Source organism: Marinobacter sp. LV10R520-4, from assembly GCF_002563815.1.
GTDB lineage: Bacteria > Pseudomonadota > Gammaproteobacteria > Pseudomonadales > Oleiphilaceae > Marinobacter.
This window is the reverse complement of the sequence record NZ_PDJM01000001.1, coordinates 3,839,169-3,861,551: the sequence shown is the minus strand read 5'-3', so window position 1 is coordinate 3,861,551 and position 22,383 is coordinate 3,839,169. Positions and strand designations below refer to the sequence as shown.

Annotated in this window: 19 protein-coding genes; 9 read left to right on the top strand and 10 right to left on the bottom strand. The window is 53.6% G+C overall.

The features are described from left to right. Positions 1-113 precede the first annotated feature (113 nt). Positions 114-905, top strand: a complete 792-nt coding sequence (locus ATG98_RS18675; RefSeq protein ID WP_098424064.1) for an enoyl-CoA hydratase — start codon at positions 114-116, stop codon at positions 903-905. Here the strand turns inward: ATG98_RS18675 and ATG98_RS18670 are convergent. From ATG98_RS18670 to ATG98_RS18660, 3 genes are read right to left on the bottom strand one after another with little or no spacing between them, the layout of a single operon-like run. Beyond that, on the bottom strand, positions 902-1,414 hold the full coding sequence (locus ATG98_RS18670; RefSeq protein ID WP_098418507.1) for a DUF192 domain-containing protein: 513 nt from the start codon (positions 1,412-1,414) through the stop codon (positions 902-904). The genes ATG98_RS18675 and ATG98_RS18670 overlap by 4 nt on opposite strands. After that, positions 1,411-2,172, bottom strand: a complete 762-nt coding sequence (locus ATG98_RS18665; RefSeq protein WP_098418506.1) for an ABC transporter permease — start codon at positions 2,170-2,172, stop codon at positions 1,411-1,413. Before ATG98_RS18665 ends, ATG98_RS18670 begins: the two co-directional genes overlap by 4 nt. Positions 2,173-2,191: 19 nt before the next feature. Continuing rightward, positions 2,192-3,109, bottom strand: a complete 918-nt coding sequence (locus ATG98_RS18660; RefSeq protein WP_098421654.1) for an ABC transporter ATP-binding protein — start codon at positions 3,107-3,109, stop codon at positions 2,192-2,194. Between the two features lie 194 nt (positions 3,110-3,303). Here ATG98_RS18660 and ATG98_RS18655 point away from each other — a divergent pair, with 194 nt between their 5' ends. Continuing rightward, positions 3,304-3,774, top strand: coding sequence for a hypothetical protein (locus tag ATG98_RS18655; protein WP_098418505.1), 471 nt, complete (start codon positions 3,304-3,306; stop codon positions 3,772-3,774). Here ATG98_RS18655 and selD read toward each other — a convergent pair. The 5 genes from selD to recQ form a co-directional block, all read right to left on the bottom strand. Then, positions 3,762-6,083 carry a selenide, water dikinase SelD gene (gene selD, locus ATG98_RS18650; RefSeq protein ID WP_098424063.1) on the bottom strand — a complete coding sequence of 774 codons (2,322 nt, stop codon included), beginning with the start codon at positions 6,081-6,083 and terminating at the stop codon, positions 3,762-3,764. The genes ATG98_RS18655 and selD overlap by 13 nt on opposite strands. Continuing rightward, positions 6,083-6,823, bottom strand: coding sequence for a hypothetical protein (locus ATG98_RS18645; protein WP_098424062.1), 741 nt, complete (start codon positions 6,821-6,823; stop codon positions 6,083-6,085). The genes selD and ATG98_RS18645 overlap by 1 nt, the downstream gene beginning before the upstream one ends. Positions 6,824-6,905: 82 nt before the next feature. Continuing rightward, a complete protein-coding gene (locus ATG98_RS18640) occupies positions 6,906-7,172 on the bottom strand; it encodes a hypothetical protein (protein ID WP_098418502.1) in 267 nt (88 codons plus the stop codon). 91 nt (positions 7,173-7,263) lie between these two features. Then, positions 7,264-8,790, bottom strand: coding sequence for a bifunctional GNAT family N-acetyltransferase/carbon-nitrogen hydrolase family protein (locus ATG98_RS18635; protein WP_098421653.1), 1,527 nt, complete (start codon positions 8,788-8,790; stop codon positions 7,264-7,266). 117 nt (positions 8,791-8,907) lie between these two features. Further along, positions 8,908-10,767 carry a DNA helicase RecQ gene (gene recQ, locus ATG98_RS18630; RefSeq protein ID WP_098418501.1) on the bottom strand — a complete coding sequence of 620 codons (1,860 nt, stop codon included), beginning with the start codon at positions 10,765-10,767 and terminating at the stop codon, positions 8,908-8,910. A 322-nt stretch (positions 10,768-11,089) separates the two neighbouring features. Between recQ and ATG98_RS18625 the strand changes: the two genes are divergently transcribed. Beyond that, positions 11,090-12,283, top strand: a complete 1,194-nt coding sequence (locus tag ATG98_RS18625) for a 1-acyl-sn-glycerol-3-phosphate acyltransferase (protein ID WP_098424061.1) — start codon at positions 11,090-11,092, stop codon at positions 12,281-12,283. Positions 12,284-12,362: 79 nt separating this feature from the next. Here the strand turns inward: ATG98_RS18625 and ATG98_RS18620 are convergent, their stop codons facing one another. Further along, a complete protein-coding gene (locus tag ATG98_RS18620; protein ID WP_098418499.1) occupies positions 12,363-13,775 on the bottom strand; it encodes a TrkH family potassium uptake protein in 1,413 nt (470 codons plus the stop codon). On the opposite strand from ATG98_RS18620, the gene ATG98_RS21935 reads away from it, so the two are divergent. Together ATG98_RS21935 and ATG98_RS18610 are read left to right on the top strand one after the other, a co-directional pair. Next, on the top strand, positions 13,750-13,953 hold the full coding sequence (locus tag ATG98_RS21935; RefSeq protein WP_179887990.1) for a hypothetical protein: 204 nt from the start codon (positions 13,750-13,752) through the stop codon (positions 13,951-13,953). The genes ATG98_RS18620 and ATG98_RS21935 overlap by 26 nt on opposite strands. A gap of 82 nt (positions 13,954-14,035) precedes the next feature. Then, positions 14,036-14,644, top strand: coding sequence for an ATP-dependent zinc protease (locus ATG98_RS18610; protein ID WP_098424059.1), 609 nt, complete (start codon positions 14,036-14,038; stop codon positions 14,642-14,644). A 47-nt stretch (positions 14,645-14,691) separates the two neighbouring features. Here the strand turns inward: ATG98_RS18610 and ATG98_RS18605 are convergent, their stop codons facing one another. Then, positions 14,692-15,618, bottom strand: coding sequence for a DNA replication terminus site-binding protein (locus tag ATG98_RS18605; protein ID WP_098424058.1), 927 nt, complete (start codon positions 15,616-15,618; stop codon positions 14,692-14,694). Positions 15,619-15,881: 263 nt separating this feature from the next. Here ATG98_RS18605 and ATG98_RS18600 point away from each other — a divergent pair, with 263 nt between their 5' ends. From ATG98_RS18600 to ATG98_RS18585, 4 genes are read left to right on the top strand one after another with little or no spacing between them, the layout of a single operon-like run. Then, the gene (locus tag ATG98_RS18600; RefSeq protein ID WP_098418496.1) at positions 15,882-19,658 is read left to right on the top strand and encodes an ATP-binding protein; all 3,777 of its coding nucleotides are present in this window, start codon (positions 15,882-15,884) and stop codon (positions 19,656-19,658) included. Continuing rightward, positions 19,648-20,286 (top strand): condensin complex protein MksE, encoded by a 639-nt coding sequence (locus ATG98_RS18595; protein ID WP_098418495.1) that lies wholly within the window; start codon positions 19,648-19,650, stop codon positions 20,284-20,286. Before ATG98_RS18600 ends, ATG98_RS18595 begins: the two co-directional genes overlap by 11 nt. After that, entirely contained in the window at positions 20,286-21,536 is a 1,251-nt protein-coding gene (locus tag ATG98_RS18590; protein ID WP_098418494.1) for a hypothetical protein, read from the top strand. Before ATG98_RS18595 ends, ATG98_RS18590 begins: the two co-directional genes overlap by 1 nt. Beyond that, positions 21,520-22,380: a DUF7281 domain-containing protein gene (locus tag ATG98_RS18585; RefSeq protein ID WP_098418493.1), complete on the top strand. Its 861-nt coding sequence runs from the start codon at positions 21,520-21,522 to the stop codon at positions 22,378-22,380. Before ATG98_RS18590 ends, ATG98_RS18585 begins: the two co-directional genes overlap by 17 nt. Positions 22,381-22,383: the final 3 nt, after the last annotated feature.

Below are 22,383 nucleotides of genomic sequence, written 5' to 3'. Positions count from 1 at the left end.
ATGAATTTTCCGTCATGCTGCGAATGTCGCGTCGACATGATTGTCAGGCTATTCAATACTTGAAGGCGCAACATAACGTTCTGAATAAAAATTGTAAATAAGAGGATAGCATCATGACGTCTGAATCGGATTCCCTGCTATTAGTCGATAATTCGGACGGCGTAACCACGCTGACCTTGAATAATCCAGCCGGTCGTAACAGTTTGTCGATGGCGATGCTGCAAGCGTTGCATGATCAGTTGGTGGTATTGGCCGATGACGCCGCCACGCGGGTTGTAGTTTTGGCCGCCAGTGGCAAAGTGTTTTGTGCCGGTCACGATTTGAAAGAGGTGCAGGGTCAGCTCGGCAGTACGCCGTTTATGTTGTCGCTGTTTGAACTGTGCAGCACGGTGATGCAGCAGATTGTGAATTTGCCGAAACCGATGATTGCCCGAGTTGATGGCGTAGCCACCGCGGCCGGCTGCCAGCTGGTGGCCAGTTGTGATCTGGCGGTTGCCGGTGAGACGGCGCGTTTCGCAACGCCCGGGGTGAATATAGGTTTGTTCTGTTCCACGCCGATGGTGGCGCTGTCCCGCAACGTATCACCAAAACACGCTATGGAAATGTTGCTCACCGGCGAGATGATCAGTGCTGCCCGGGCAGAGCAGATCGGGCTGGTGAATCGGGTGGTTGCCGACAGCGAACTGGGTAATGCGGTTGCGCAGTTGGCGGGTACAATCGCCAGTAAATCTGGCCATACTTTAAAAATCGGCAAACAGGCGTTTTATCGTCAGCTGGAAATGCCCCTGCACGAGGCTTATGCCTACACCTCGCAGGTTATGGCGAAGAATCTGGAAGCTGAGGATGCGGAAGAGGGCATTTGTGCGTTTCTGGCGAAGCGGCCGGCCAACTGGCAGGATCGCTAGGATTTATTGGGACAAAGCGCCGGGTCTGTCTGTAAGCGATCGCCCAGAGTTAACTGATAACGGCTAAAAAAACCGGCGTTCATCTCTACGGCCTGAACAAATTCGGCGCCCGCAGGGTAGGTTGGGCAGTTGAACGCTGCTACAGATTCGCACGGCTCCATCCGATTAATGGCCATAATCGTTCCTTGCTCGTTTACATAAGCAATGTCTAGCGCGATTAGTGTGTTGCGCATCCAGAAGCTGTTCTCAGCAGGCTGAAGGCTGCCGTAGTTAAACAGCATACCGCTGCGTTCTTCCAGGGTTTCCCTCCCCATCAAGCCGATGCGCCGCTGTTCTGTTGTTTCGGCCCACTCCAGGCTAACGGCAATGCTCTGTTCATTACTCAAAAAGCATGCTGCTTGCGCCGGCAACAGCTGGGACTCCAGGGCTTGAGCGCCCGTGGTGCACGCCACCATTAGCAGCGATACACTCAAAGCGATAAGTCTTGGTTTTAACGCGACCAGGTTCATGGGCGCAGTCTGTATCCGGTTTTGAAAATCCAACTAATGGTCACTAAGCAGGCGGTCAGAAAACCCAGCGTCATAAGTAGGCTAACGCCAATGTGGACGTCAGACACGCCGAAAAATGCCCAGCGAAATCCACTGATCAGGTACACCACGGGATTGAACAGGCTGATGGTTTGCCAGACCTCTGGCAGCATGTCGATGGAATAAAATGTGCCGCCTAAAAATGTCAGTGGAGTCACAATCATCATCGGTACAACTTGTAGCTTTTCGAAATTGTCAGCCCAAATGCCAATAATAAAGCCGAACAGGCTGAAGGTGACGGAGGTGAGCACCAGAAAAGACACCATCCAGAACGGGTGCAAAATGCTGTAATCGACAAAAAACTTAGAGGTAGCCAGGATGATCAACCCCAGTATCACCGATTTTGTGGCCGCAGCACCCACGTAACCCAGTACCACCTCGATATAGGATATAGGCGCCGACAGCACCTCGTAGACGGTGCCCGAAAATTTTGGCATGTAAATGCCGAAAGATGCGTTGGAAATGCTGTTCATCAGCAGTGACAGCATGACTAACCCGGGGATGATAAATGCGCCATAAGGCACATCGCCAATATCGCCCATGCGAGCGCCTATGGCCGAACCGAAAACCACGAAATACAAGCACGTGGAAATCACCGGCGAGAGTATGCTTTGCATCAGGGTTCGCTGCATGCGAGCCATTTCAAATTTATAGATGGCGCTTACGCCGTAAAAATTCATGCCGTTCTCCGTAGGGTGTTCATTCACGCACCAGCCCAACAAATATATCTTCGAGGGAGGTTTCCCGAGTTCTTAAGTCGCGGTATTCAATGCCAAGGTCGCCCAGGGTTCTCAGCAGTTGGGCAATACCGGTCTGCTCGTGTTGGGTGAAGGTGTAAATCAGTTCCTGGCCGGACTCTGACAGCTCCAGGGATTCCGCAGCCAATTCGGGGGGTAAAAACTCGAGTTTGTTCTGCAATTGCAGGCGCAGTTCTTTTTTCCCCAACTTGCTCATAAGCCGGTTTTTGTCTTCCACCAGTATAATTTCACCCTGGCGGATAACCCCGATACGATCCGCCATTTCTTCGGCTTCTTCGATGTAGTGGGTGGTCAGAATGATGGTGACGCCACTTTCCCGCAGTTGCCGCACCAGCGCCCACATGTCCCGGCGCAGTTCTACGTCGACACCGGCGGTGGGTTCGTCCAGAAACAGAATACGTGGCTCGTGAGACAGAGCTTTGGCAATCATCACTCGGCGCTTCATGCCGCCAGACAACGTCATTATGTGGTTGTTGCGTTTGTCCCACAGCGACAATGCCTTCAATATTTTTTCAATGTGAGCCGGATTTGCCGGCTTACCGAATAATCCTCGGCTGAAGGAGACAGCGGCCCAAACGGTTTCAAACGAATCGGTAGCGAGTTCTTGCGGCACCAGACCGATGGCTTGCCGAGCCTTGCGGTAGTCGCGAATGATATCGTTACCCGCCGCCAGAACCTGACCCGACGACATATTCACCAGACCGCAGATAATGCTGATCAGCGTGGTTTTTCCCGCGCCGTTGGGGCCCAGTAGGGCAAATATTTCGCCGCGGCTAATGTCGAGGTTAATGTCTTTCAGGGCCTGAAAGCCGCTTTCGTAGGATTTGTTGAGATTTTTTACGGAAATTTCCGGTTGCACGGCACTATCCTGTTTTAAAAAAAAGTAAACACTGGGCTGTTTTAAAAAAAGTAAACGATGGTCTGTTTTCAAATAGGTAAACACTGGCTGAACAATAGCAAGCGATCATTTTGTCATGACTTCGGTCGCTTTAGAAACCTTTGAATGAGCGGCAGAACTGTCCATAATGCCGATTTCCTCAGCAAGGTGTGCCAATGATACGTGGGATAAAGGTTTCGGGTTTGAAAATAGGGCTGATTATCGTATTGATTGCCGTCGCTGTTCTGGCGCTGCGCTGGCTGGATAGCTCGAATAGCGAAAAGACCGGGCAGCAAACCAGCATCTGTAACCTTCAGCAGAGCGAATGTGACTGGCAACAACAGGGCCAAAACTGGCGGGTAAGCCTGTCTGACATCACCACGAATAACGACACCGAGACCAATTACCGCCTCGATATTGTTGCCCCGGGGGCGCCTCAGCCGCTGTTAGTGGTGTTGCGCGGCGAGTCTATGTACATGGGCGAATACCCGGTGCCGCTGGTGCGCAACGGCAATGACTATTACGCCGAATTTTCCGCGCCTTTTTGTACCACCGGCGACGCTATGAATTGGCGCGTAGACTTGCAAAAAGGCATGACGCCGCTGGCCGATCAACCGCTGTTCAGGATGGTGTTTCAGGCCGACTGATCCACTAGGGTTATGTCGGTGTTGGCGACATTTTCACCGCCGCTTGTGGGTCTTTCTCCAACCGATTCTGCACCTTCTTTGACGACGCCGACAATCGCGGCGTGAGCATAACCACACTGACGTAATGCCATTAAACAATCTTCAACATTGTTCGCAGGCACGCTTGCCAGCAAACCTCCTGCGGTTTGCGGGTCAAACAGCAGCGGATAAACCGGATGATTTTTCCACTGGCCGACCTGCTCAATACGGCTGGCTGCGCTGCTGTTGGCCGCATGAAGCGAGCTTAGAATGCCTTGGCTACTGGTTTCTAAAGCGCCGTCCAGTAGCGGTATAGCGCCAAGATTTAGCTCCACAGCGCAACTTGAGGAACGTAGCATTTCTGCCAGGTGCCCAAGCAGACCAAAGCCGGTAACGTCGGTGCAAGCTGTCGCGCCGTGTTGCTGAAAACACTCGGCAGCGCTGGCACTGGACTGAACCATGCAGCGCAGGGCTGCGTCAATCCAACGGCCTTTGGCAATAAGCTGCGCATGTGCGGCCAGCAGAGTACCGGTGCCTATGGGCTTGGTGAGAATAATGGTGTCACCGGGTTGCATTCCGCCCTTGCTCATCAGCACATCTGGATCAATCAAGCCGTTCACCGCAAACCCCAGAGCCAGTTCCTGGCCTTCGCCGGTATGCCCGCCCACCAGAGCACAATCGGCGTTATTCAACACCGACACAGCGCCTGCCATCATCTGGTAGATTTGCTCTTCCACTTTGCTTTCGATGCCATAGGGCACGGTGGCGATAGCCGTAGCGCTTTGCGGCGTTGCACCCATGGCAAAAATATCCCCCAAGCTGTGATTGGCGGCAATCTGGCCAAACAGGTAGGGGTCATCAATAAAGGCACGAAAGAAGTCCACCGTTTGCACAATGGCTTTGCCCGGAGGCATGCGCAATACGGCTGCGTCATCCGGAGCGTGAAGGCCAACAATTACATCATCGCGGTTTACCGGTTGCAGCTTCGACAGCGCGCGGGACAATACCGTGCTACCGACCTTAGCGCCGCAACCTCCGCAGCGCATGGTGGCCAAAGACAGCGCCTGGGCAGCGTCTTCGGTGGAGCGTGCAGCGTCGGTATTCGGTTTAACCAGCTTATTGGGCATGGCCGGCAGCTCTTTGAATTTCTTCATAAAGCGACGGTCGATCTGGTCTTTCCAGTGCCACACCAACGCGCCGGATACGCTCAGTTTTCCCCGCGAGGCCACCGCGTAGCGGTCACCGGTGGAAATCAACGCCAGCCATTTTTTCTGAGGGTGATAGTTCAACGGCGTTTTGCCAAGGGCTATCCGGCGCAGATTGTCCGCCAGCGGTTTACCCTGGCGTACGGCAAATACCCCGGCTTTTTCCCGTGGGTGGTGAATCATGTTGGCGATATCGCCAACCGCAAAAATCCGATCGTCGTTTTCAACCTGAAGCGTATCGCGAACCCGAATAAACAAACCGTCATCCAACGCCAGCCCGGTTTCGGCAAGCCATTTCGGGCCGCCGGCACGGGTTACCCAGAGTACTTCGTCCGCCATTAAGGGGGATTTTTCGCCTTCAATTTGTAGGGTCCGGGCGGTTACTTCGGTGACTGCCGCACCCAAATGAGCAGCCACACCCCGCTCGGCCAGGGTGCGTTCAAACACTGCACGTACTTTTGGGCTGTGGGTGGGCAATATGGTGTCAGCGGCATCCATTATGTGCACATGGAGCTCTACCGACTGGCTGGCAAGCTTGCGTAGCTCGTTCTGCAAGCGGTATTGCATGGCCAGCGCCATTTCAACGCCGCCAGCGCCGGCGCCTACCACAGCCAGCGTGAAAGGGCCCTGGTGTTGTTTTATGCGGTCAAGCAAGTCCAGCCAGTGCCGATTAAAACGGTTGATAGGTTTCACTGGCACTGCGTGTTGGGCGGCGCCTTTCACATCGGCGGTGCGTGGTGACGAGCCGATGTTGATCGAGAGCAAATCGTAGCTGACGGGCGGGCGGTCTCGGCACATAACCCGTTGGGCAGCAGCATCCAGGCCGATGGCTTCGTCCCTATAAAAGCGTGCGCCGGCAAACTCGGCCAGTCGGCTTAAATCGATATGGACGTCGTCATGGCTATAGTGGCCGGCAATGTAACCAGGCAGCATGCCAGAATAGGGTGTGTCAGTGTCGCGGCAAATCAACGTTAAACGCACGCCAGGTACGGGATTCATGGCGAACTGCCGCAGAACCCCGACGTGGCTGTGCCCGCCGCCAATCAGGACAATGTCCTGTAATACAGGCTGATCAGGCTTTTTCATTAAACGATTTTCTTGGCTTCAGCCGCCAGCTGGTCAAAGTCTTTTATGCTGGCAAACGCTTTTAGCTTTTCCTGGTCTTCGACGCTGGGATAGGCAATCTGGCCGATAGTGTTCAACCCGGCTTCTTTCATTTTTTTCTGGGTAGCGGGGCCAATGCCTTTGACTCGGGTCAGGTCGGAGGGATCTGCCAGTTGAGTTGTTTTTGCCTTGGTTTTCGCTGGAGCTTTAGCAGGCGCCTTTGCCAGTGCTTTAGCAGATGCAGGTGTAGAAGCAGGTTCAGGTGCGGCCTCGGGTTTGGCTTTGGCCTTGGTTTTTTTCGGTGCTTTAGATTTTGGCGTTTTTGATTTTGATGGCGCGGATTCCGGGGCTACATCAGACCCAGACTTTGCCTTTTTCTTCTTGGGTGCTGCAGGAGTCGGCAACGCTGGTTTCTTGTTGTCCGGCTTGTCTTCATCGGCGCGTCCAATGCCCAATCGTTCCAGCAGGCTGTTCTGCATTTCTTGAAACTCCTGAAGCCGACGCTCAAATTCGTCGTTAAAGCGCTTCATTTCGCGATCGCGCAACTGGTCAATGTCTTTACGCAGCTTGTGCACAGGCTCTTTTATCTGGGATTGCAGATTGTCGAACTGCTTCAGAGCATCATTAAACAGACTTTCAATGTGCGATGTGGTTTTAGCGAACTTTTTGTTCACTTTTTTTTCAATTTTCTCGACGTTTTTTGGCTTTTCTTTTTTGGCCATGATGGTGTCCTCAGGCGGGTTGGGGCAATACATTTGCGGTGAATGGAACAACTGAATAGCTAAGAATCTCGACAGAGCTGGTTCAGGCCGACTTCTGTAACGATGCGCCGGGTCCTGATGAGCGGCGGGACCGAATAGACTGCTTTCTGGTTAACACACTGCGAATGCGATGTAAGCGGTCTGTCAGATGGGGATTTTTTTGCGCATCCGGATCAGCAAACACCTTGTCACTTTTCAATACGCAACCGTAAGTGTCCAACTCAAACACTGGAACATCCACACGTTCCTTACGAAACAACCCGCGCCGAAAATGGAAGCGGGCGCGTAAATCGGGCAATGCCTCATTCATCAGTAAAGATTCCTGCCGTCATGTCAGCTTTTGACGAACCTTGTTGCTCACTCCCTAAAGTACAAGGTTCGACCGGTTTTTCAACCCACTCTTAGAATGGTTTTGTTTTTAGCTGATAGAGATCAACCCGGCGATCTTTCAGGTTGGTCACCGAGCCTTCATTACGCACCAGCGTCAGTTTTGACAGATCCATATCTGAGAACATGATCATTTCGGTGTTCGGAGTGGTTTCTGCCATCACCGCGTCATGGGGAAATCCAAAGTCTGAGGGCGAGAATACTGAAGACTGCGCGTACTGGATATCCAGGTTCTCTACCTTTGGCAGGTTGCCAACGCTGCCGGTAATGACCACATAGCATTCGTTTTCAATAGCGCGCGCCTGGGCGCAATGGCGTACCCGCAGATAACCGTTTTTTGTATCGGTCCAGAATGGCACGCAAATAATGTCTACTTCCTGCTCGGCTGCCATGCGCCCCAGCTCCGGGAACTCAATGTCGTAGCAAATCATAATAGCGACGCGGCCGGCGTCTGTTTCAAATACTTTGAACTCGTCTCCGCCTTCAATCACCCAGTCACGGCGTTCGTGTGGGGTGATGTGAATTTTACGCTGTTCGTCTACACGGCCATCGCGGTGGCACAGGTAAGAGACGTTATAAACCCGGTCATTTTCAATCAGCGGCATTGAACCGGTGATTATGTTGATGTTGTAACTGACTGCCATGTCAGACATTTCATTACGGAACTGTTCTGTGAACCCAGCAAGGAAACGCACTGCGCGGGTTTGATCAACCTGATCAGTCAGGCCCATCAAAGGCGCGTTAAAAAACTCTGGAAACAAGGCGAAGTCACTTTTGTAATCCGACAGCGCGTCAACAAAATACTCAACCTGTGTTAGCACTTCCTCAACCGATGCGAACTCACGCATCTGCCACTGTACGGCGCCCATGCGAACCTGAGTTTTACGCGTGTTCAGCACAGATGAGGGGGGAACATACAGAATGTTCCGCCATTCCAATAGGGTGGCATAGCCCAGAGATTTCTCATCTTCCGGTAAATATTTGTGCAACAACCGGGTGACCTGAAACTCGTTAGACAACTGAAAGCTCAGAATCGGGTCGTAAATATCTTTACGGCTCACCCGCTCGATGTACTCGGCCGGCGTGCAGTGGTCTTTGTACTTGTGATAATACGGGATGCGCCCACCAGCCAGAATGGCGCGCAGGTTCATGGAGCGGCAAAGCTCTTTGCGGGCTTCATAAAGCCGGCGGCCCAAGCGGTAGCCGCGATATTCCGGGTGAATAAAAATATCCAGCCCGTACAGCGAATCGCCTTTTGCGTCGTGTCGGAGTTTTTCGTCACGCATGATCAGGTCATCATAGGTGTGCGGATTACTGAACCTTTCGTATTGCACGCTTACCGTCAGCGCCACGGCCACCAGTTCGCCACTTTCTTCAATGCAGATCTGACCGTCCGGAAACTGTTCTACCAGAGCTTTGATGGTATCGCGGGGCCAGGAGCCACCGATATCGTGGTAAACCCGATCCATCAGTATCTGCAGCTGGTTGTAATCATCCAGCGTCAGGTTGCGAAGGTTTAAATGCAGTTCTTCGTGGGCCATAAACAGCGGCTCCCCTGGGCGTTCAGTCAGTTGGTGGCGCGGTGAAAACACGCGCTTCCAGAGAGTAAAAGACGATTGAGTCTAACAGAAGCGGAAAAAGCAGGCATGACGTTCCGTTCAGGCGCGCATGCTGTTCAGCGTCTGCAAGAAAAGATCCCCGTATTTCTCCAGCTTGGCAGCACCTACGCCACTAACTTCGGCAAGCTCGCCCAAGGTGGAAGGCCTGCGCTCCAGCATGTCGAACAGCGTGGTGTCGTGAAAAATAACGTAGGGCGGCACGCCCTGCTTATCGGCCAACTGTTTACGGCATGCGCGCAGCGCTTCCCAACCGTCGTGATCGGTAATCTGCTCCCGCACCGATGCAGCGGAGCGTGAGCTGCCTTTCGCTGTGCTTTTTGGCGGCTCCGGGTCTTTACGTAATTGAACGCTGGCGTTGCCTTTCAACAGGGGGCGGCACAGTTCAGTCAGTTGCAACGCACCGTAACCGTCTGGATCTGCTCTCAGATAGCCGTTTGCCACGAGTTGGCGAAACACCGATTTCCACTCGTTGGCGGTTAAGTCTTTGCCGATTCCGTAAGTGGATACCTGCTGGTGACCCATTTGAACAAGGCGATCGTTTTCAGACCCACGCAGCACATCAATCAGGTAGGTCACACCAAAACGCTGACCGGTGCGAAATACGCAAGACAGAGCTTTTTGTACGGCAACGGTGCCATCCCAGGTCTCCGGCGGCGTCAGGCAGGTATCGCAATTACCGCAGGGTTGGTCCAGTTCGTCGCCGAAGTAGTTCAGCAGTACCTTGCGCCTGCAACCGGTAACCTCACAAAGGCCCAGCATGGCGTCAAGCTTTTGCCGCTCAACCCGTTTGAAATGATCGTTACCCTGGGATGTTTCCAGCATTTGCCGCAGTTTGATCACATCCTGCAGGCCGTAAACCATCCATGCGGTGGAAGGTTTACCGTCGCGGCCAGCACGGCCGGTTTCCTGATAATAAGCTTCCAGGCTTTTTGGCAAGTCCAGGTGGGCGACAAAGCGCACATCCGGTTTGTCTATGCCCATACCAAACGCGATGGTAGCCACAATAATAATGCTGTCTTCACGCAGGAAACGGTTCTGGTTTGATGCTCGCTCATCCGCGGCCAAGCCAGCGTGATAGGGCAGAGCGTTGTAACCTTTGCTTTGCAATAGCTTTGCGGTGGCGTCTACTTTTTTACGGGAAAGACAGTAAACGATGCCGCAATCGACTTCATGTTCGGTTTTAATAAAGTCGAGTAACTGTTTGTTAGCATTAATTTTTGGCGTAATTCTGTACTGAATATTAGGGCGATCAAAACCGCTAATAAAATGCCGGGCCTGAGTTAACGACAGGCGTTCGGCAATCTCTTTGCGGGTGCGCTCATCGGCAGTGGCCGTCAAAGCTATACGAGGTATGTCGGGAAAAGTTTGCGCCAGCATGCTCAGCTGCAAGTAATCCGAACGGAAGTCGTGACCCCACTGTGAAACACAATGAGCTTCGTCGATTGCAAACAGAGCGATGGAGGTATTGTGTAACAGCTCTATAGTGCGGGGCTGAATCAGCCGCTCCGGGGCGCAATACAGCAAATCTAGCTCACCCGACATCAGAGCATATTCGGTCGCCCGGGCTTGTTCGAAGTCCATGGTGGAATTCAAAAAGGCGGCTCGAACTCCCAATTCGTTCAGGGCATTTACTTGGTCTTGCATCAACGCTATTAACGGCGACACCACAATACCGGTGCCCGGGCGTACCAGGGCCGGAACCTGATAACACAGGGATTTACCGCCGCCCGTGGGCATAAGCACCAGCGCATCGCCACCGGCGCACAGCTCTTTTACAATGTCCTCCTGTAACGGGCGGAAGCTGTCATAGCCAAACACTTCATGCAGCACCTGTTCCGGAGTCTGCACGGCTGTGGGCCGTTCGCTTGAGAGCTGTTCGAAGTCTTGATGGGAGTACATAATAAGCCGGTTTACTCGCAAGCCGCCTGAATGGAGCAGCGCCGACAGAGCGACACCGTGGATTTCTGCGACAGAATCATAGCAGATTTTAGGGTGGGTGTTTTGCCCCGTAGGATTGTTGATACGTGCCTGTACCAGGTTTCATTACGTCAGCGTCGTCATTTAAGAGCAAAGAAGCAGCGGAAATTCGTACCGCTTTATTAACGGTTAAGGAAAATCGGCTTTTAAAACGATACAATAGCGCCAAAAATTTATTGCCTCTGCAAAAGCGTGATTCTTACCGAGGCTCGCGGCTTTCGACTAACACAAGGTTTTACTATTAATGCAGAAATTTGATGCCATCCGTCCTTACTCGGACGAGGAGACTTCCGCCGTAATACAACGATTAGTGCACGATCGGGAATTTCTGAACTTGATTGGCCGCATCAAATCGCCTGGAGCTGCACGCTGGGCGCCGGCGATGCTGCGGGGGATTGTGAGTTACTGGTTGCGCCGCCGTTTTGGTGGTTTCACTCGTATTGACGATCTGCAAGCGTCTTTGTCGGACTATGTTGGCGAACTGGTTGGAAAAACCACCACCCGGGTTACCCAGAGTGGGTTGCAGAATTTAGAACAGGAATCTACTCACCTGTTCATCTGTAATCACCGCGACATTGTGTTTGACCCAATGATTGTGAATTTCTTGTTGTACAACCAAGGGTTAAAAACCACTCGCATCGCTATTGGCGATAATTTGCTTGAAAATCGCGTATTTGCCGAAATGATGCGATTGAACAAGAGCTTTGTGGTGCGGCGTAGCATGACCAGCCCAAGGGAAATACGCGACGCCTACCTTATGCTGTCCGGTTTTATCAATCACAGCATCGAGACCCACAACGGCGTTTGGATTGCGCAACGGGAAGGCCGGGCAAAAAACGGTATAGACCGCACAGACCCGGCTATTGTGAAGATGTTCCACATGAGCCCGAAAAAATTGGGACTGGACTTCCAAACGGCGATGAACCGGTTGAGTATTGTGCCGGTTTCGATTGCCTACGAATTTGATCCCTGTGATCTGGATAAAGCCAATGAGCTGGAAACCCGGGCCCGCACCGGTGCCTACCTGAAAGCAGAAGGCGAAGATACCAGCCAGATTATGCGTGGACTAACCGGTTTTAAAGGCCACGTACACGTGCACTTCGGCGCACCCATTGAGGATGCAGAGGCTGACCCAAAAGCGTTGGCGGCGCGGATTGACCGGGAAATTCACAGCCATTACCACTTGCACCCATCCAATCTGGTGGCGTATCAGATGCGTGAAGCTGCTGCGGGCAGGGGGCCGGTAGAGGCCGGACTGTTTGCGTCGCTGGCAGCAGCGGCAAGCTGCACGCCCCAGGCTTTGGAAGCGGCTGAGAACGAGCTGCAAAAACGTCTAAATGCTTGTGAAGAATCAGCGCGGCCCTATCTGCTGGACATGTACGCTAACCCGGTAACGAGCGCGCTGAACGCTAGGAGCACAGCTAACATAAGTACTTGATAATATTGCTATAGTTTGACTAGAACTTGGCAGGAATTGACTGGAAAGAACGGAACCGCCGCGCTTGGGCGCGGCCAGTTTAACTGCGCCAGAAAGCCGGCGAAAGCACCACTACCACGCTCAATATTTCCAGCCGTCCCATCAGCATACCTACGCCCAACATCCACTTGGCGGCATCTGGCAGCGGCCCAAAATTTCCGGCAGGGCCTATGATGTCACCCAAGCCCGGGCCAACGTTGGTCAGAGCCGTCAGCGCACCGGACAAAGAAGTGATGAAATCCAGCTGCAAAGCGGCCAACGACACCGTCAAAACCAGCAGGCACAGCAGGAAAATGAAGGTGTAGGCGATCATCGAAGTAATAATTTCGTCGCTGACGGCGCGACCGTTGTAATTGCGGGTTAACACCGCCCGGGGATGAAGCAGGCGCATCAGGTTCTCACGCAGAACAATCACTGACAATTGAAAGCGGAATATCTTCATGCCACCAGACGTGGAGCCGGAGCAACCGCCCACAAACATCAAAAAGAAAAACACCACAAAGGCCAACGGGCCCCATGCGGAGTAGTCTTCCGACGCGTAACCGGTGGTGGTGACCACAGAAGTAACGTTAAACAATGTGGATATGTAATTGCTAACTGGATCGAAGGGAACGGCAGATACCGCCCAGCGATACAACGTTAGCAGCGCGGGCACAATCAGCAGGATAGTCAGAAATAGCCGCACCTGTTGGTCACGGAACAACACGCCGCGCTGGCCGTGCAATTCCCGCACGAACAGAAAGAATGGCACACTGCCTAAAATCATGAAAAACGTAGATTCCAACAGAATTAGGTCGTTGAATTTGCCCATAGACAAATCCGAAGTAGAAAAGCCGCCGGTAGAGATGCTCGTCAGACCGTGGTTAAAAGCATCAAATAAGGTCATGCCTGATGCCCAGTAAGTCATTACCGCGGCTACAGAGAACAGTAAATAAACCCCTAATAATCCACGGCTCAGGGTTTTCATCCGGGGCAGAGCTTTGTCGGTCCACTCTGACGATTCGGTCGCAAACAGGCGCATGCCGCCCACCCGCAGAAACGGCAGTACAGCAACGAACATACCGATAATGCCAATACCACCAATCCATTGCAGAATAGAACGCCAAAGCAGTAGATCACGGTCCATAGAGTCCAGGCCGCTGAATACCGTTGCACCGGTGGTGGTGATGCCCGAGGTACCTTCAAAAAAAGCGTTAGCCGCCGATATGTTGTTATCGCTCAGGTAAAAAGGCAGCGACGAAAACATGGCGATAAAGAACCAGCTCGACACGGTAAGTACGAACATAAAACGCGGTTTCAAGTCTCTGGACTGGCGATAGGTCGCCAGTATACCCAGCAGCCCCAGTACGCACACAATGCCCGCCGATTCCATAAACGCAGCACTGTTAGGAGCGTCAGAACCCATCAGAATAAGTGGCGGTAAGATCATGAAAATACTCAAAAGTATAAACATGACGCTGATGATAAAGACAACGGGTGTGAGGTTTCTCAAACGGCACTCGAATCGAGGTTATACAAAGACGGCCAAGGATACTCCCGAGGCGCCAGCTCCGCAACTTGGCGGGCAGGGAACAGGGCTGTTCATCGCCCTGATTACCGGTCAATTACATCGCCGTAAAACCATGGGCTGATGCTTTTGTCATTCTTTGTCGGAGGTTATCTTGGGAACCGTCATTTTATCCACAAGCCATTTTTCGTAAAACAGGACCCCATATGACCCATGCACGTTCATTAATTGCCACTGCATTTGTCGCCGCGCTTATGTGCTCGCCCTTAGTCAGCGCCCAAGACAAAGACGATGAGAGCGGTAAACGCCCTGCTGAAACGCTTGGGTTTGTGGAATGGGTGGTCATGCAAGACACCGGAGTGAGGCTAAAGGCGAGGCTGGATACGGGTGCCAAGACGTCATCGCTGCACGCGGTCAATGTTGAGGAGTTCGACAAAGGCGATGAACGTTGGGTTAGCTTTCAGTTGCCCTTGGGCGACCACGAAGACCAGCCCAGCGAAGGGAAAATAAGCCATGACGAAGTAGTACTGGAATTTGAAATGCCGGTGGAGCGGACTGTGTTGATCAAACGCAAGGGTGCGCCTTCGCAGCGGCGCTATGTGGTAAACATGGACTTTTGCGTGTCGGGCGAAATGCACACAACCCAATTTTCACTGGCTGACCGCGCAAAATTTTCTTACCCGGTGCTTCTGGGCCGTCGTTTCATGAGCGATGACAACATTCTGGTGGACTCCGCCAACGGTTTTATTGCTGGCAAAGAATGTGAGTTTATCAGCCTGGAAGAAATTGCAGAAAACAACAAAGCTGAATCGTAAACCTGCACCGCGACGGCCGCTGTTTAAGGGGCCGTCGCGGTGCAGGTTTACGACTGCAGGTAAATGGGTAACAAATCACTCACTTTCTCATAGTGCCCGCGGTCTTTGAGCCGCTGGCGACCGCTTCGCGTTTGCACATCGTAGTTTTTCAAAGTCCCCAGCTTGACCGGCCGGCTGGGATTCAGGATCAGGATAGGCGTGTGGGCTTCGCGCATGTAGGTTTCTGCCGGTTCATCGTCAATCCCGTGATAGCGGAGGTTCGCCAAGGGGCGAACACGAAGTACTCGGCGCGACCGCAGTTGTGCGGATGCCGGTAATGAGCGAATAGACATGATTTCTCGGTCAATCTTGATGTCCCAGGGGACGTCATCAATCGTCGAGCGCGGGCGCTGCCGAAATGATTCCAGCCTCTCGCATACCTGATCCACAGTCATCTTTTTAATTTCTGTTTTTATGCCCCAGGTAAAGGTGCAGGACTGCAGTGGGGGAGAGCAGGGCAAAACCTGCAGACGGCGGGTAAGTTGGGCCAGAATCAGCCAGGGAAAATGCCTGTGCAGCAGTTCGAAACGGTCGTCTCGGTTGCCAAGGCTCGGGATCAGAGATTCTATAGCTGCCTTGTTGCGATTAATGTCACTGATTCGATCTAAAACCCGACTTTCATCCACCTTGGCTAGCACCATCGCTCCCGGAATTCGGTTGACAACTTTGGTGCTGTATTGCGGATCGCCGTACCAGTCAGTCAGCGCGTGAAGAGCCGCATTAAAGGCGTCTGTTCCGGAAAGAGCGGCGGGTTTTATAGCGGTAACAGGTTGGCTCTCGTTTTCACGAACAGTGCGCGAAATTTGATAGATGCGGCACTGTACCAGAGCAGCTTGCGCCAGCAGGCGTTTGGCGTCGGCACAATGTTGTTCCAGGCATTCAACCGCCAGGACAATTTTCTGGATAGTGTCCAGTTGTAAAGGAGAATAAGCCATTTGCGCCCTATGTTTTGTTAAAACTATACCAACATGCATTAACACTATAAACACCTAACGTGCCTGAAGCAATTTACAACACACGAAACAAAGTGGTGTTCCAACGCTTTTACGTCAGTCAAACTGCTTTTTGGGTGCAGGCGACGTCTTGATAGCGCCGAATGGCGCAAATTCCTTTCGATTAAGCACGGGTTTACCCTGAAAACAGGCTAGAATACGCGCCGGAAATTTACTGATCAGGCATTAAAGCGAGGAGAAAAGCGGTGGCTGCGACAGAGCAAGATTATGGGCTGGAAAGCATTATTCTGCACCATTCATTTACCCAGGTGAAGGGCCGGACCATTCGCATCGACTGCCGCGAGCGCACCCATGTGGGCGGCGTGAACGGCGCCGGAAAAACCTCGATTCTGTCACTGATTCCGGCGTTTTATGGCGAGGAGCCCGAACGCATTGTCAGCAAGGGTTCCGGCCGCCTGTCGTTTCTCGATTATTACTTGCCGAGCCTGCAAAGCCTGGTGATTTTCGAGTACAGCCGCCACCGCGGTACCTGTTGCTCTGTCATGTTTCGGCACCATTCGGGGAAGCTGTGCTACCGCTTTGTGGAAGGCTCCGCTGCTGACACGTTCTTTGCGCCGGAAGTCATTGAATTGCTTAAGGCTGGCGCTACCGCCGACGCCGTTTTTGAGAAGCTTCGTGATTTAAAGCGCAATGTGTCTCGAATAATTGACACCATCACCAACTACCGCGCCATTATTCAGCGCAACCCCCGCCTATTGAAACGTTCCGCCGCCGATGCTCGCAAACTGCGCGGCCTCGCAGCAGATTTTGGCCTGGGCAGTGCGGACACGCACATGAGCCATATTGAGCGCCTGACCCACGTGGTGCTGAATAAGAACCGCTTGATGTCCAGCTTTAAGGCAATGATTTGCGAAACCCAGTTTGAGAATATTCACATTCATGGTCGGCCCAAAACCATCGACGAAAGCGGTCTGGTAAGTGACATTCGCAGCATCAAGGCCTTTGAAAAAGAAGAAGCCAAAATTCGCGAGTGCCTGCAGCAAGAAAATGAGCGCCAGGCGATTCTGGCTGCCAGCCGGCGCACTGTCGCCAGCCTGACGGCGACAGTCGACGAGGCTAATGACAGTAAAGCCGACATTGTCCGCGACATCGCCAAACTGAAAGAACGTATTAACGAGGAAAGCGAACAGCAGCGCCAGGCCGACGACGAGATTGCGGGGGTTCTGGCGGATAAAACCTACGAATTGAAAGTGAAAGAAGGTGACCTTGACGGCATCTATAAAAAGCGCGAGTACTACGATACCGAAAGAGCGCCTGAGCTGAACCAGGATCTGCAGAATATTGGCGAATACCGCCGACAAAAAGCCGATGCTGATTCAGATCTGATCGGCCTGACCAGCAAAGTGACTCAAGTAGAAAGCGAGTTCAGGCACGAAATCAGCGAGCTGAAAAGTGCATTTTCCCGCGAGCAGGGCGATCGCGAACGGAAGGTCAGCGACGCGGACGCCGCCCGTAAAGACGCGGCTTACCAACATGACAAAGCCATCAGCGAGCTGGATCACGAGAAAACCCGTGAAATAGGCCAGCAGCGCGAAGAGCGCAGTCAGGAACGCTCCGCCATTCAAAGCCAGTTGGCCCGTGCCGAAACCCTGCGCGATAACCAAAGCTATAACGATGACGAAACCGGCCAGATAGCCGCTGCCGAAGCGGCCGTGCAAAACGCCGAGGAACAGGCGCAGCATGTGTCTGGCGAGCTGATCGACGCTAACCGCAAAAAAGACCAGGCCCGGGAAGATCGCGACACCGGCCAGAAACATCTACTTCATGCCCAAGAGCAGATTGATACCCTAACGGCGGCGTTTGAAGATTTGCAGCGACAGATTTCGCCAGATAACGACACCTGGCTCTGTGCATTGCGCAAACAAGATCCGGATTGGGCCCAAGGCCTGGCAAAGGTCATTCATCCCGACCTGCTGATGCGCACGGACCTTAACCCGTTAATGCACAGCACCGCGGCGGCTAACCGCCGGCAAGTCATGGGCTGGGTGCTGAACACCGATGCCATATCCGCCCCGGAGTTCGCGGCCACGGAAGACGAGCTGCAAGCACGCCTGCACGACATTGATCAAAAACGCCAGGCTGCCCGCAAAACCCGTGATGACACAGAAAAAGCCGCGCGCAATCGGAACGAGGCCTACCAGTCCCGATGTTCCGCTGTAGAACACATGAACACTGAGAAAAAGCTCACCGATGACTCGCTCACTCGGCAGCGTGAGTACCTGAAGGCTTTGCGGGAACAGATCCGCCAGGCTTTAAACGAGCGAAAGCACGCCCAGGGCGCGAAAGTGACCGAACTGCAGAGCCGCCTGGAGCAGTTCAACAAAGACAGCGAAATAAGCGAAACCGCCACCATCAGCCAGTTTGCCAAACGCTTAATGGATTTGCGCGACCAGTGGGCCGAGCGCGAATCCCAGCTGCAATTGAACATCGACCACGCCCGGCAACGGGTACAACAAGCCCGTAGCGAGCACGAACAACGCCTAGAACTGAAACAAACGGCGTTTAACCAGAAATTAGAAGACGAAGGCATAGACCCGAAAGTGGTGCAGCAGGCACGTGCCAAGGCTGAAAGCCTGAAAAGCCGGGTGCAGGAAATTGAGCAAGCCGAGCCATTGGTGCGCGAATACAAAAACTGGCTCGACAAAGACTGGTCACGTAAAGATGGACTGACCGGCGATTGCAACCTGCTGGAAAAACAGGTGGCCGAGATAAAAACCCGGCGTAGCGAACGTCAGCGCAAGCACCAGGACAGCGTTAAACAGGTGAATGCGGACATCACCCAGCATCAGCAGAAAATCGGCGCGCTGGCCAAGCAGATCGAGGAGGCCGACGGCATCCTGAAGAAGTTCGAAGCCGCACCCGATGACATGGCGATGCCGGGCAACATCGTTAATCTCACCGGCGAACTGCAGGATGCCTACGAGCGTCTGGACAAACTGCGCCGCGAGGTGATGGCTACCTTCAAACGCGCGCTGACCGTTCTGAATCAGTACAACGGCACCCAAATCCAGAGCGCCTGGCAGAAGCTGAGTGAATTCCGCCGGCAGCGGCTGACCGATCCGGCCCAGGAATACGATGAAGCTTTCCAACTCATACAAGTGCAAGACTTGCGCTCACTGCTGGACACCGACATTCCCCAGCTGCGTTCTACCTTGGTGGATCAGTTTACCTCTGAAGCCAACACCTTGTGCCGTTACTTTGACAGCCTGGAAACCATGGCCCGGGAAGTAAAAACCGTGTCCCGCACTCTGCGCCAGAAAATCAACACCGACCAGCGCATCGAATCCCTCAGCGACATTCAAGTGGTGCTGCGCCCGCGGATTGAAGACGATGAAAGCTGGCAGCCCCTGAAGAGCTTTGTGGTGCAGTGGCGCGACTGGCACGCCGTGCATCGCCGTGAAATGCCCGATGACAGCATCACCATGGCGTTTCAGCTGGTCAGCGACACGTTGAAATCGGCCAGCCTGGGTGAAAGCGTGGAGTCCATGGTGGATATGCACCTGACCATGAAAGAAAACGGTCGCGAAGCGGTGATTCGTAACGACAACGACTTCCTGACCGCCAGTTCCCAGGGCCTGACGTATCTGGCCATTATGGCGGTGTTCATGGGCCTGACCCGCTACCTGTGCCCGGACAAAAACACTCGTATTACCTGGCCCATCGACGAGTTGGGCACCCTCAGCCCCAACAACATCGCACGCATGGCGGAAATGCTGGAACACAACAACCTGACTATGATTTCAGCCTGTCCGAAGCTGGACCGGCCACTACGCAAGTTTTTTGAAAACAAAATCAGCCTGCAGCACGGCCGCGTACACAACTTTGAAAGCGCCACACCGGGCGCGCCGAAAAGCGATTTGCTTGCCAGTGTGACCCGCCCGCGCCCAGAGGCCGATTTACCAGACGATCCAGCGGACGATCTGTTTACCAGCGCCATTGAAGGAGGCAACCATGCAAACTAACCCACTGTTCGAACGCACGGTAAGCGCCTTACTGGCCGGTGAAATCATCTGCGAATACAGCCACGATGAACTGTATAACTATTTGCTGACGCAACCTGTGCAGCAAAAAGTTTCGGATTTCCTACAACAGATGAACCGCACTCTGCGCCAAACCAGCAGCCACGATGCCTGGCTATGCTCTTACCAAGATCTGTCACGCCCCGACGCCAAAGACGCCGTGCGCCAGCAATTTCGAGAGGTAGCCAACCACCTGGAAGCCCTGGTGCAATTTTTACGGCTGGTGATGATGGTGGAAGCCGCACAACGCCCCATTTCCGCCGGCGAACACCTGCGTGAAGGCAAATTGTTGGAACGCATTTCCACCGCGCCGTCGCTGGAAGCCAAACTGCGTTCCCTGTGTGAAAAAGACCTGTTCCGCACCAAGCGCAGCGACAGCGCGGGCCAATTGCGAGTGGTGCTGGAAAACCTCACCAAAGCCGGCTACCTGAAACCCATCGGCACCAGCGGCAGCGTGTTTCTGGCGACTGCAAAATGGAGCTGGCTGTACGACGTGATGACCTTCATTCAAACTCACGAAGGCATCCGCGAAGACAGCGCCGAAGACGACCCGCAGCTGAGGATTGTCTGATGGCCAGAACCCACGATGCGCAATCCACCCTGCGGGCGCTGGCCACCTACGGTGACGTGATTCTGGAAGCCCACCTGAACCGTGGCAACCGAATTGCCCTGAACGACGACAACGTTGGCGTACTGGAAACCCTGGAACACCACCGCCTGGTGTGGCGCCTGGGGGACACCGAAGACCTGCAGCTGAAAAATGTTCTGGTGCGGCTGTTAGACCACATCACCGAATCGGAACGCCGGCGTTTTGCCAGCGCCCAGGTTGACCGCCTTTGGAGCGACCTGAATCGGCTGTTTGTGGATTATCGCGAAGCCAAAAAACGCGCAGCGTTTACGGACAAATCGCGAATTGAGAGTGAAATCAAAGAATGCCTGTCGGAAATTATTGAAGACATCCGCAACGCCACCGATACCTTCTCGTCTTACATCAGCAGCGGCTTCAGCTACATCACCGATATGGATCTGCGAATTCGCAAAAACCACGAAGTGATCGAGCGTGCAGGGCAGTTAAACACTCTATTTGAAAGCTTCAACACCCAGGATCTGGCCGATCAGGCTGGCAACGATCCGTTCCTGAAACGGCTGCTGCTGAAATATCTGCCGGCTGCGTTGGAGCAAGGCCAGAAAAACCTCAGCTATGCCCTCAACCAGCTGCGCCTGACTCTGGTGCGCCTGCGCGAAGACCAGCGCCTCAGTAAACTGGTCGGCGGCTTTGAAAGCTATTTCGCCAACAATCGTGGTTATATCCCCTCTATCGATGACCTGGATCTGGGCCACTGCCCGGCGCCACTGAACAAGGTCGCGCCCTTCGCGATCATCGCTCGTGGCGATATTTACGACCCTTCAGACGACGAAGACCTGATTGCGCTCGCCCAAACCGCCCGCAGCCTGGGCGCCGACCAGCAAGGCACTGAACCTGCAGCTGCTGTGCAAACTGTTGAGTTTGACGTTGACGGAGCTTCTGATCCCGAAGAAGAAGATCCGGTGGACGAGTTGATTGAACAGCTGGTGCAATTCGTGGTGGACGGCGATATTGGCGACGGCGAAATTGATGCCTTAGAGGCCCTCAGCGCCAGCGGCCTGGCACTGGATACAGCCACCTGGCTGTCCACGCTGGAAGCACAGATCGACTCGCTGGCACCCAATGACCAGAGCCAGATTACGGTGGAGTACAAAAGCCAGCTGGACCCGCTGTACAAAGACAACCTCTATATCACCGGCATGACTTTGCGAAGAAACAATGAAAGCCGAATTTAAGGCCATTACCAAGCTGCTACAGGCAGGGAAACGAGAGATCGCCCGCAGTGACGTCTGGAAAAGAATTCACGAGGAAACCGGATTAGGCGCCGTCCGTGGCAATAAATTCCTGTTCTCAGAGGACGAGCTGGACAAACTGCGTCAGTACGGCTGCAGCCTGACCGGCGGTGAGCTAGACCCCCTGTTTTATCAACCCGCCGGCCCGCGCATGGACATGGCGGAGATTCACAGCAATGAAAAATTCACCAGCCAGTCGGTATTCGGCAGCTTGCTGCTTCTGGCAACCGCTGGTGACGCCCGTGTGTTCATTAACGGCCAAGCAAGCGCCACGCAGCCAGGCTCCGTGCTTGCTGTGAAGCCGAGTGTTGTCAACTGCGAGGCGCTGACCCAACAAAATCTGATCATGATTGAAAACGGCTCGTTGATGCCAGACTGGCATCGCATTGTTCTGCCACCGGCGTGGCAAGACGCCGTATTGCTGTATCGCGGCCACGGCGAAAATGTCCGTGATGTTAACCAGCTGGCGCATGCACAGCCTTCAGACAGACTGGCTTTGTATTACGATTTTGACCCGGCGGGCATGGCCATGGCGCTGAATTGGAGTAGGGGGCATATTCTGGTGCCGCAAGACTGGCCGGCGCTGGACTGCAGCGCGGCAGGCGGCCTGAGTCAGCGCGGCACCTACCGCCAACAACACGCAGAACTCAAAATAGCGCAGGCCGCCGCTGTTACCGACCAGCAGCGCGGTATTCTGGCCTTCATGGCTGCTCATGAGTGTGCGATCATGCAGGAACATATTACTGCGCGGGCGTTGCCCCTGGTTGCAATTACAGGTTCCAAATAAACG

Bases quoted from the DNA above. Each gene is read 5' to 3' on its own strand.
- ATG98_RS18645 (WP_098424062.1), bottom strand. From the start codon at position 6,823: ATGGCCAAAAAAGAAAAGCCAAAAAACGTCGAGAAAATTGAAAAAAAA.
- ATG98_RS18625 (WP_098424061.1), top strand. From the start codon at position 11,090: ATGCAGAAATTTGATGCCATCCGTCCTTACTCGGACGAGGAGACTTCC.
- ATG98_RS18640 (WP_098418502.1), bottom strand. From the start codon at position 7,172: ATGAATGAGGCATTGCCCGATTTACGCGCCCGCTTCCATTTTCGGCGC.
- ATG98_RS18675 (WP_098424064.1), top strand. From the start codon at position 114: ATGACGTCTGAATCGGATTCCCTGCTATTAGTCGATAATTCGGACGGC.
- ATG98_RS18585 (WP_098418493.1), top strand. From the start codon at position 21,520: ATGAAAGCCGAATTTAAGGCCATTACCAAGCTGCTACAGGCAGGGAAA.
- ATG98_RS21935 (WP_179887990.1), top strand. From the start codon at position 13,750: ATGAAAATACTCAAAAGTATAAACATGACGCTGATGATAAAGACAACG.
- ATG98_RS18620 (WP_098418499.1), bottom strand. From the start codon at position 13,775: ATGTTTATACTTTTGAGTATTTTCATGATCTTACCGCCACTTATTCTG.
- ATG98_RS18665 (WP_098418506.1), bottom strand. From the start codon at position 2,172: ATGAATTTTTACGGCGTAAGCGCCATCTATAAATTTGAAATGGCTCGC.
- ATG98_RS18635 (WP_098421653.1), bottom strand. From the start codon at position 8,790: ATGGCCCACGAAGAACTGCATTTAAACCTTCGCAACCTGACGCTGGAT.
- ATG98_RS18610 (WP_098424059.1), top strand. From the start codon at position 14,036: ATGACCCATGCACGTTCATTAATTGCCACTGCATTTGTCGCCGCGCTT.
- ATG98_RS18605 (WP_098424058.1), bottom strand. From the start codon at position 15,618: ATGGCTTATTCTCCTTTACAACTGGACACTATCCAGAAAATTGTCCTG.
- ATG98_RS18670 (WP_098418507.1), bottom strand. From the start codon at position 1,414: ATGAACCTGGTCGCGTTAAAACCAAGACTTATCGCTTTGAGTGTATCG.
- ATG98_RS18655 (WP_098418505.1), top strand. From the start codon at position 3,304: ATGATACGTGGGATAAAGGTTTCGGGTTTGAAAATAGGGCTGATTATC.
- ATG98_RS18590 (WP_098418494.1), top strand. From the start codon at position 20,286: ATGGCCAGAACCCACGATGCGCAATCCACCCTGCGGGCGCTGGCCACC.
- recQ (WP_098418501.1), bottom strand. From the start codon at position 10,767: ATGTACTCCCATCAAGACTTCGAACAGCTCTCAAGCGAACGGCCCACA.
- ATG98_RS18595 (WP_098418495.1), top strand. From the start codon at position 19,648: ATGCAAACTAACCCACTGTTCGAACGCACGGTAAGCGCCTTACTGGCC.
- selD (WP_098424063.1), bottom strand. From the start codon at position 6,083: ATGAAAAAGCCTGATCAGCCTGTATTACAGGACATTGTCCTGATTGGC.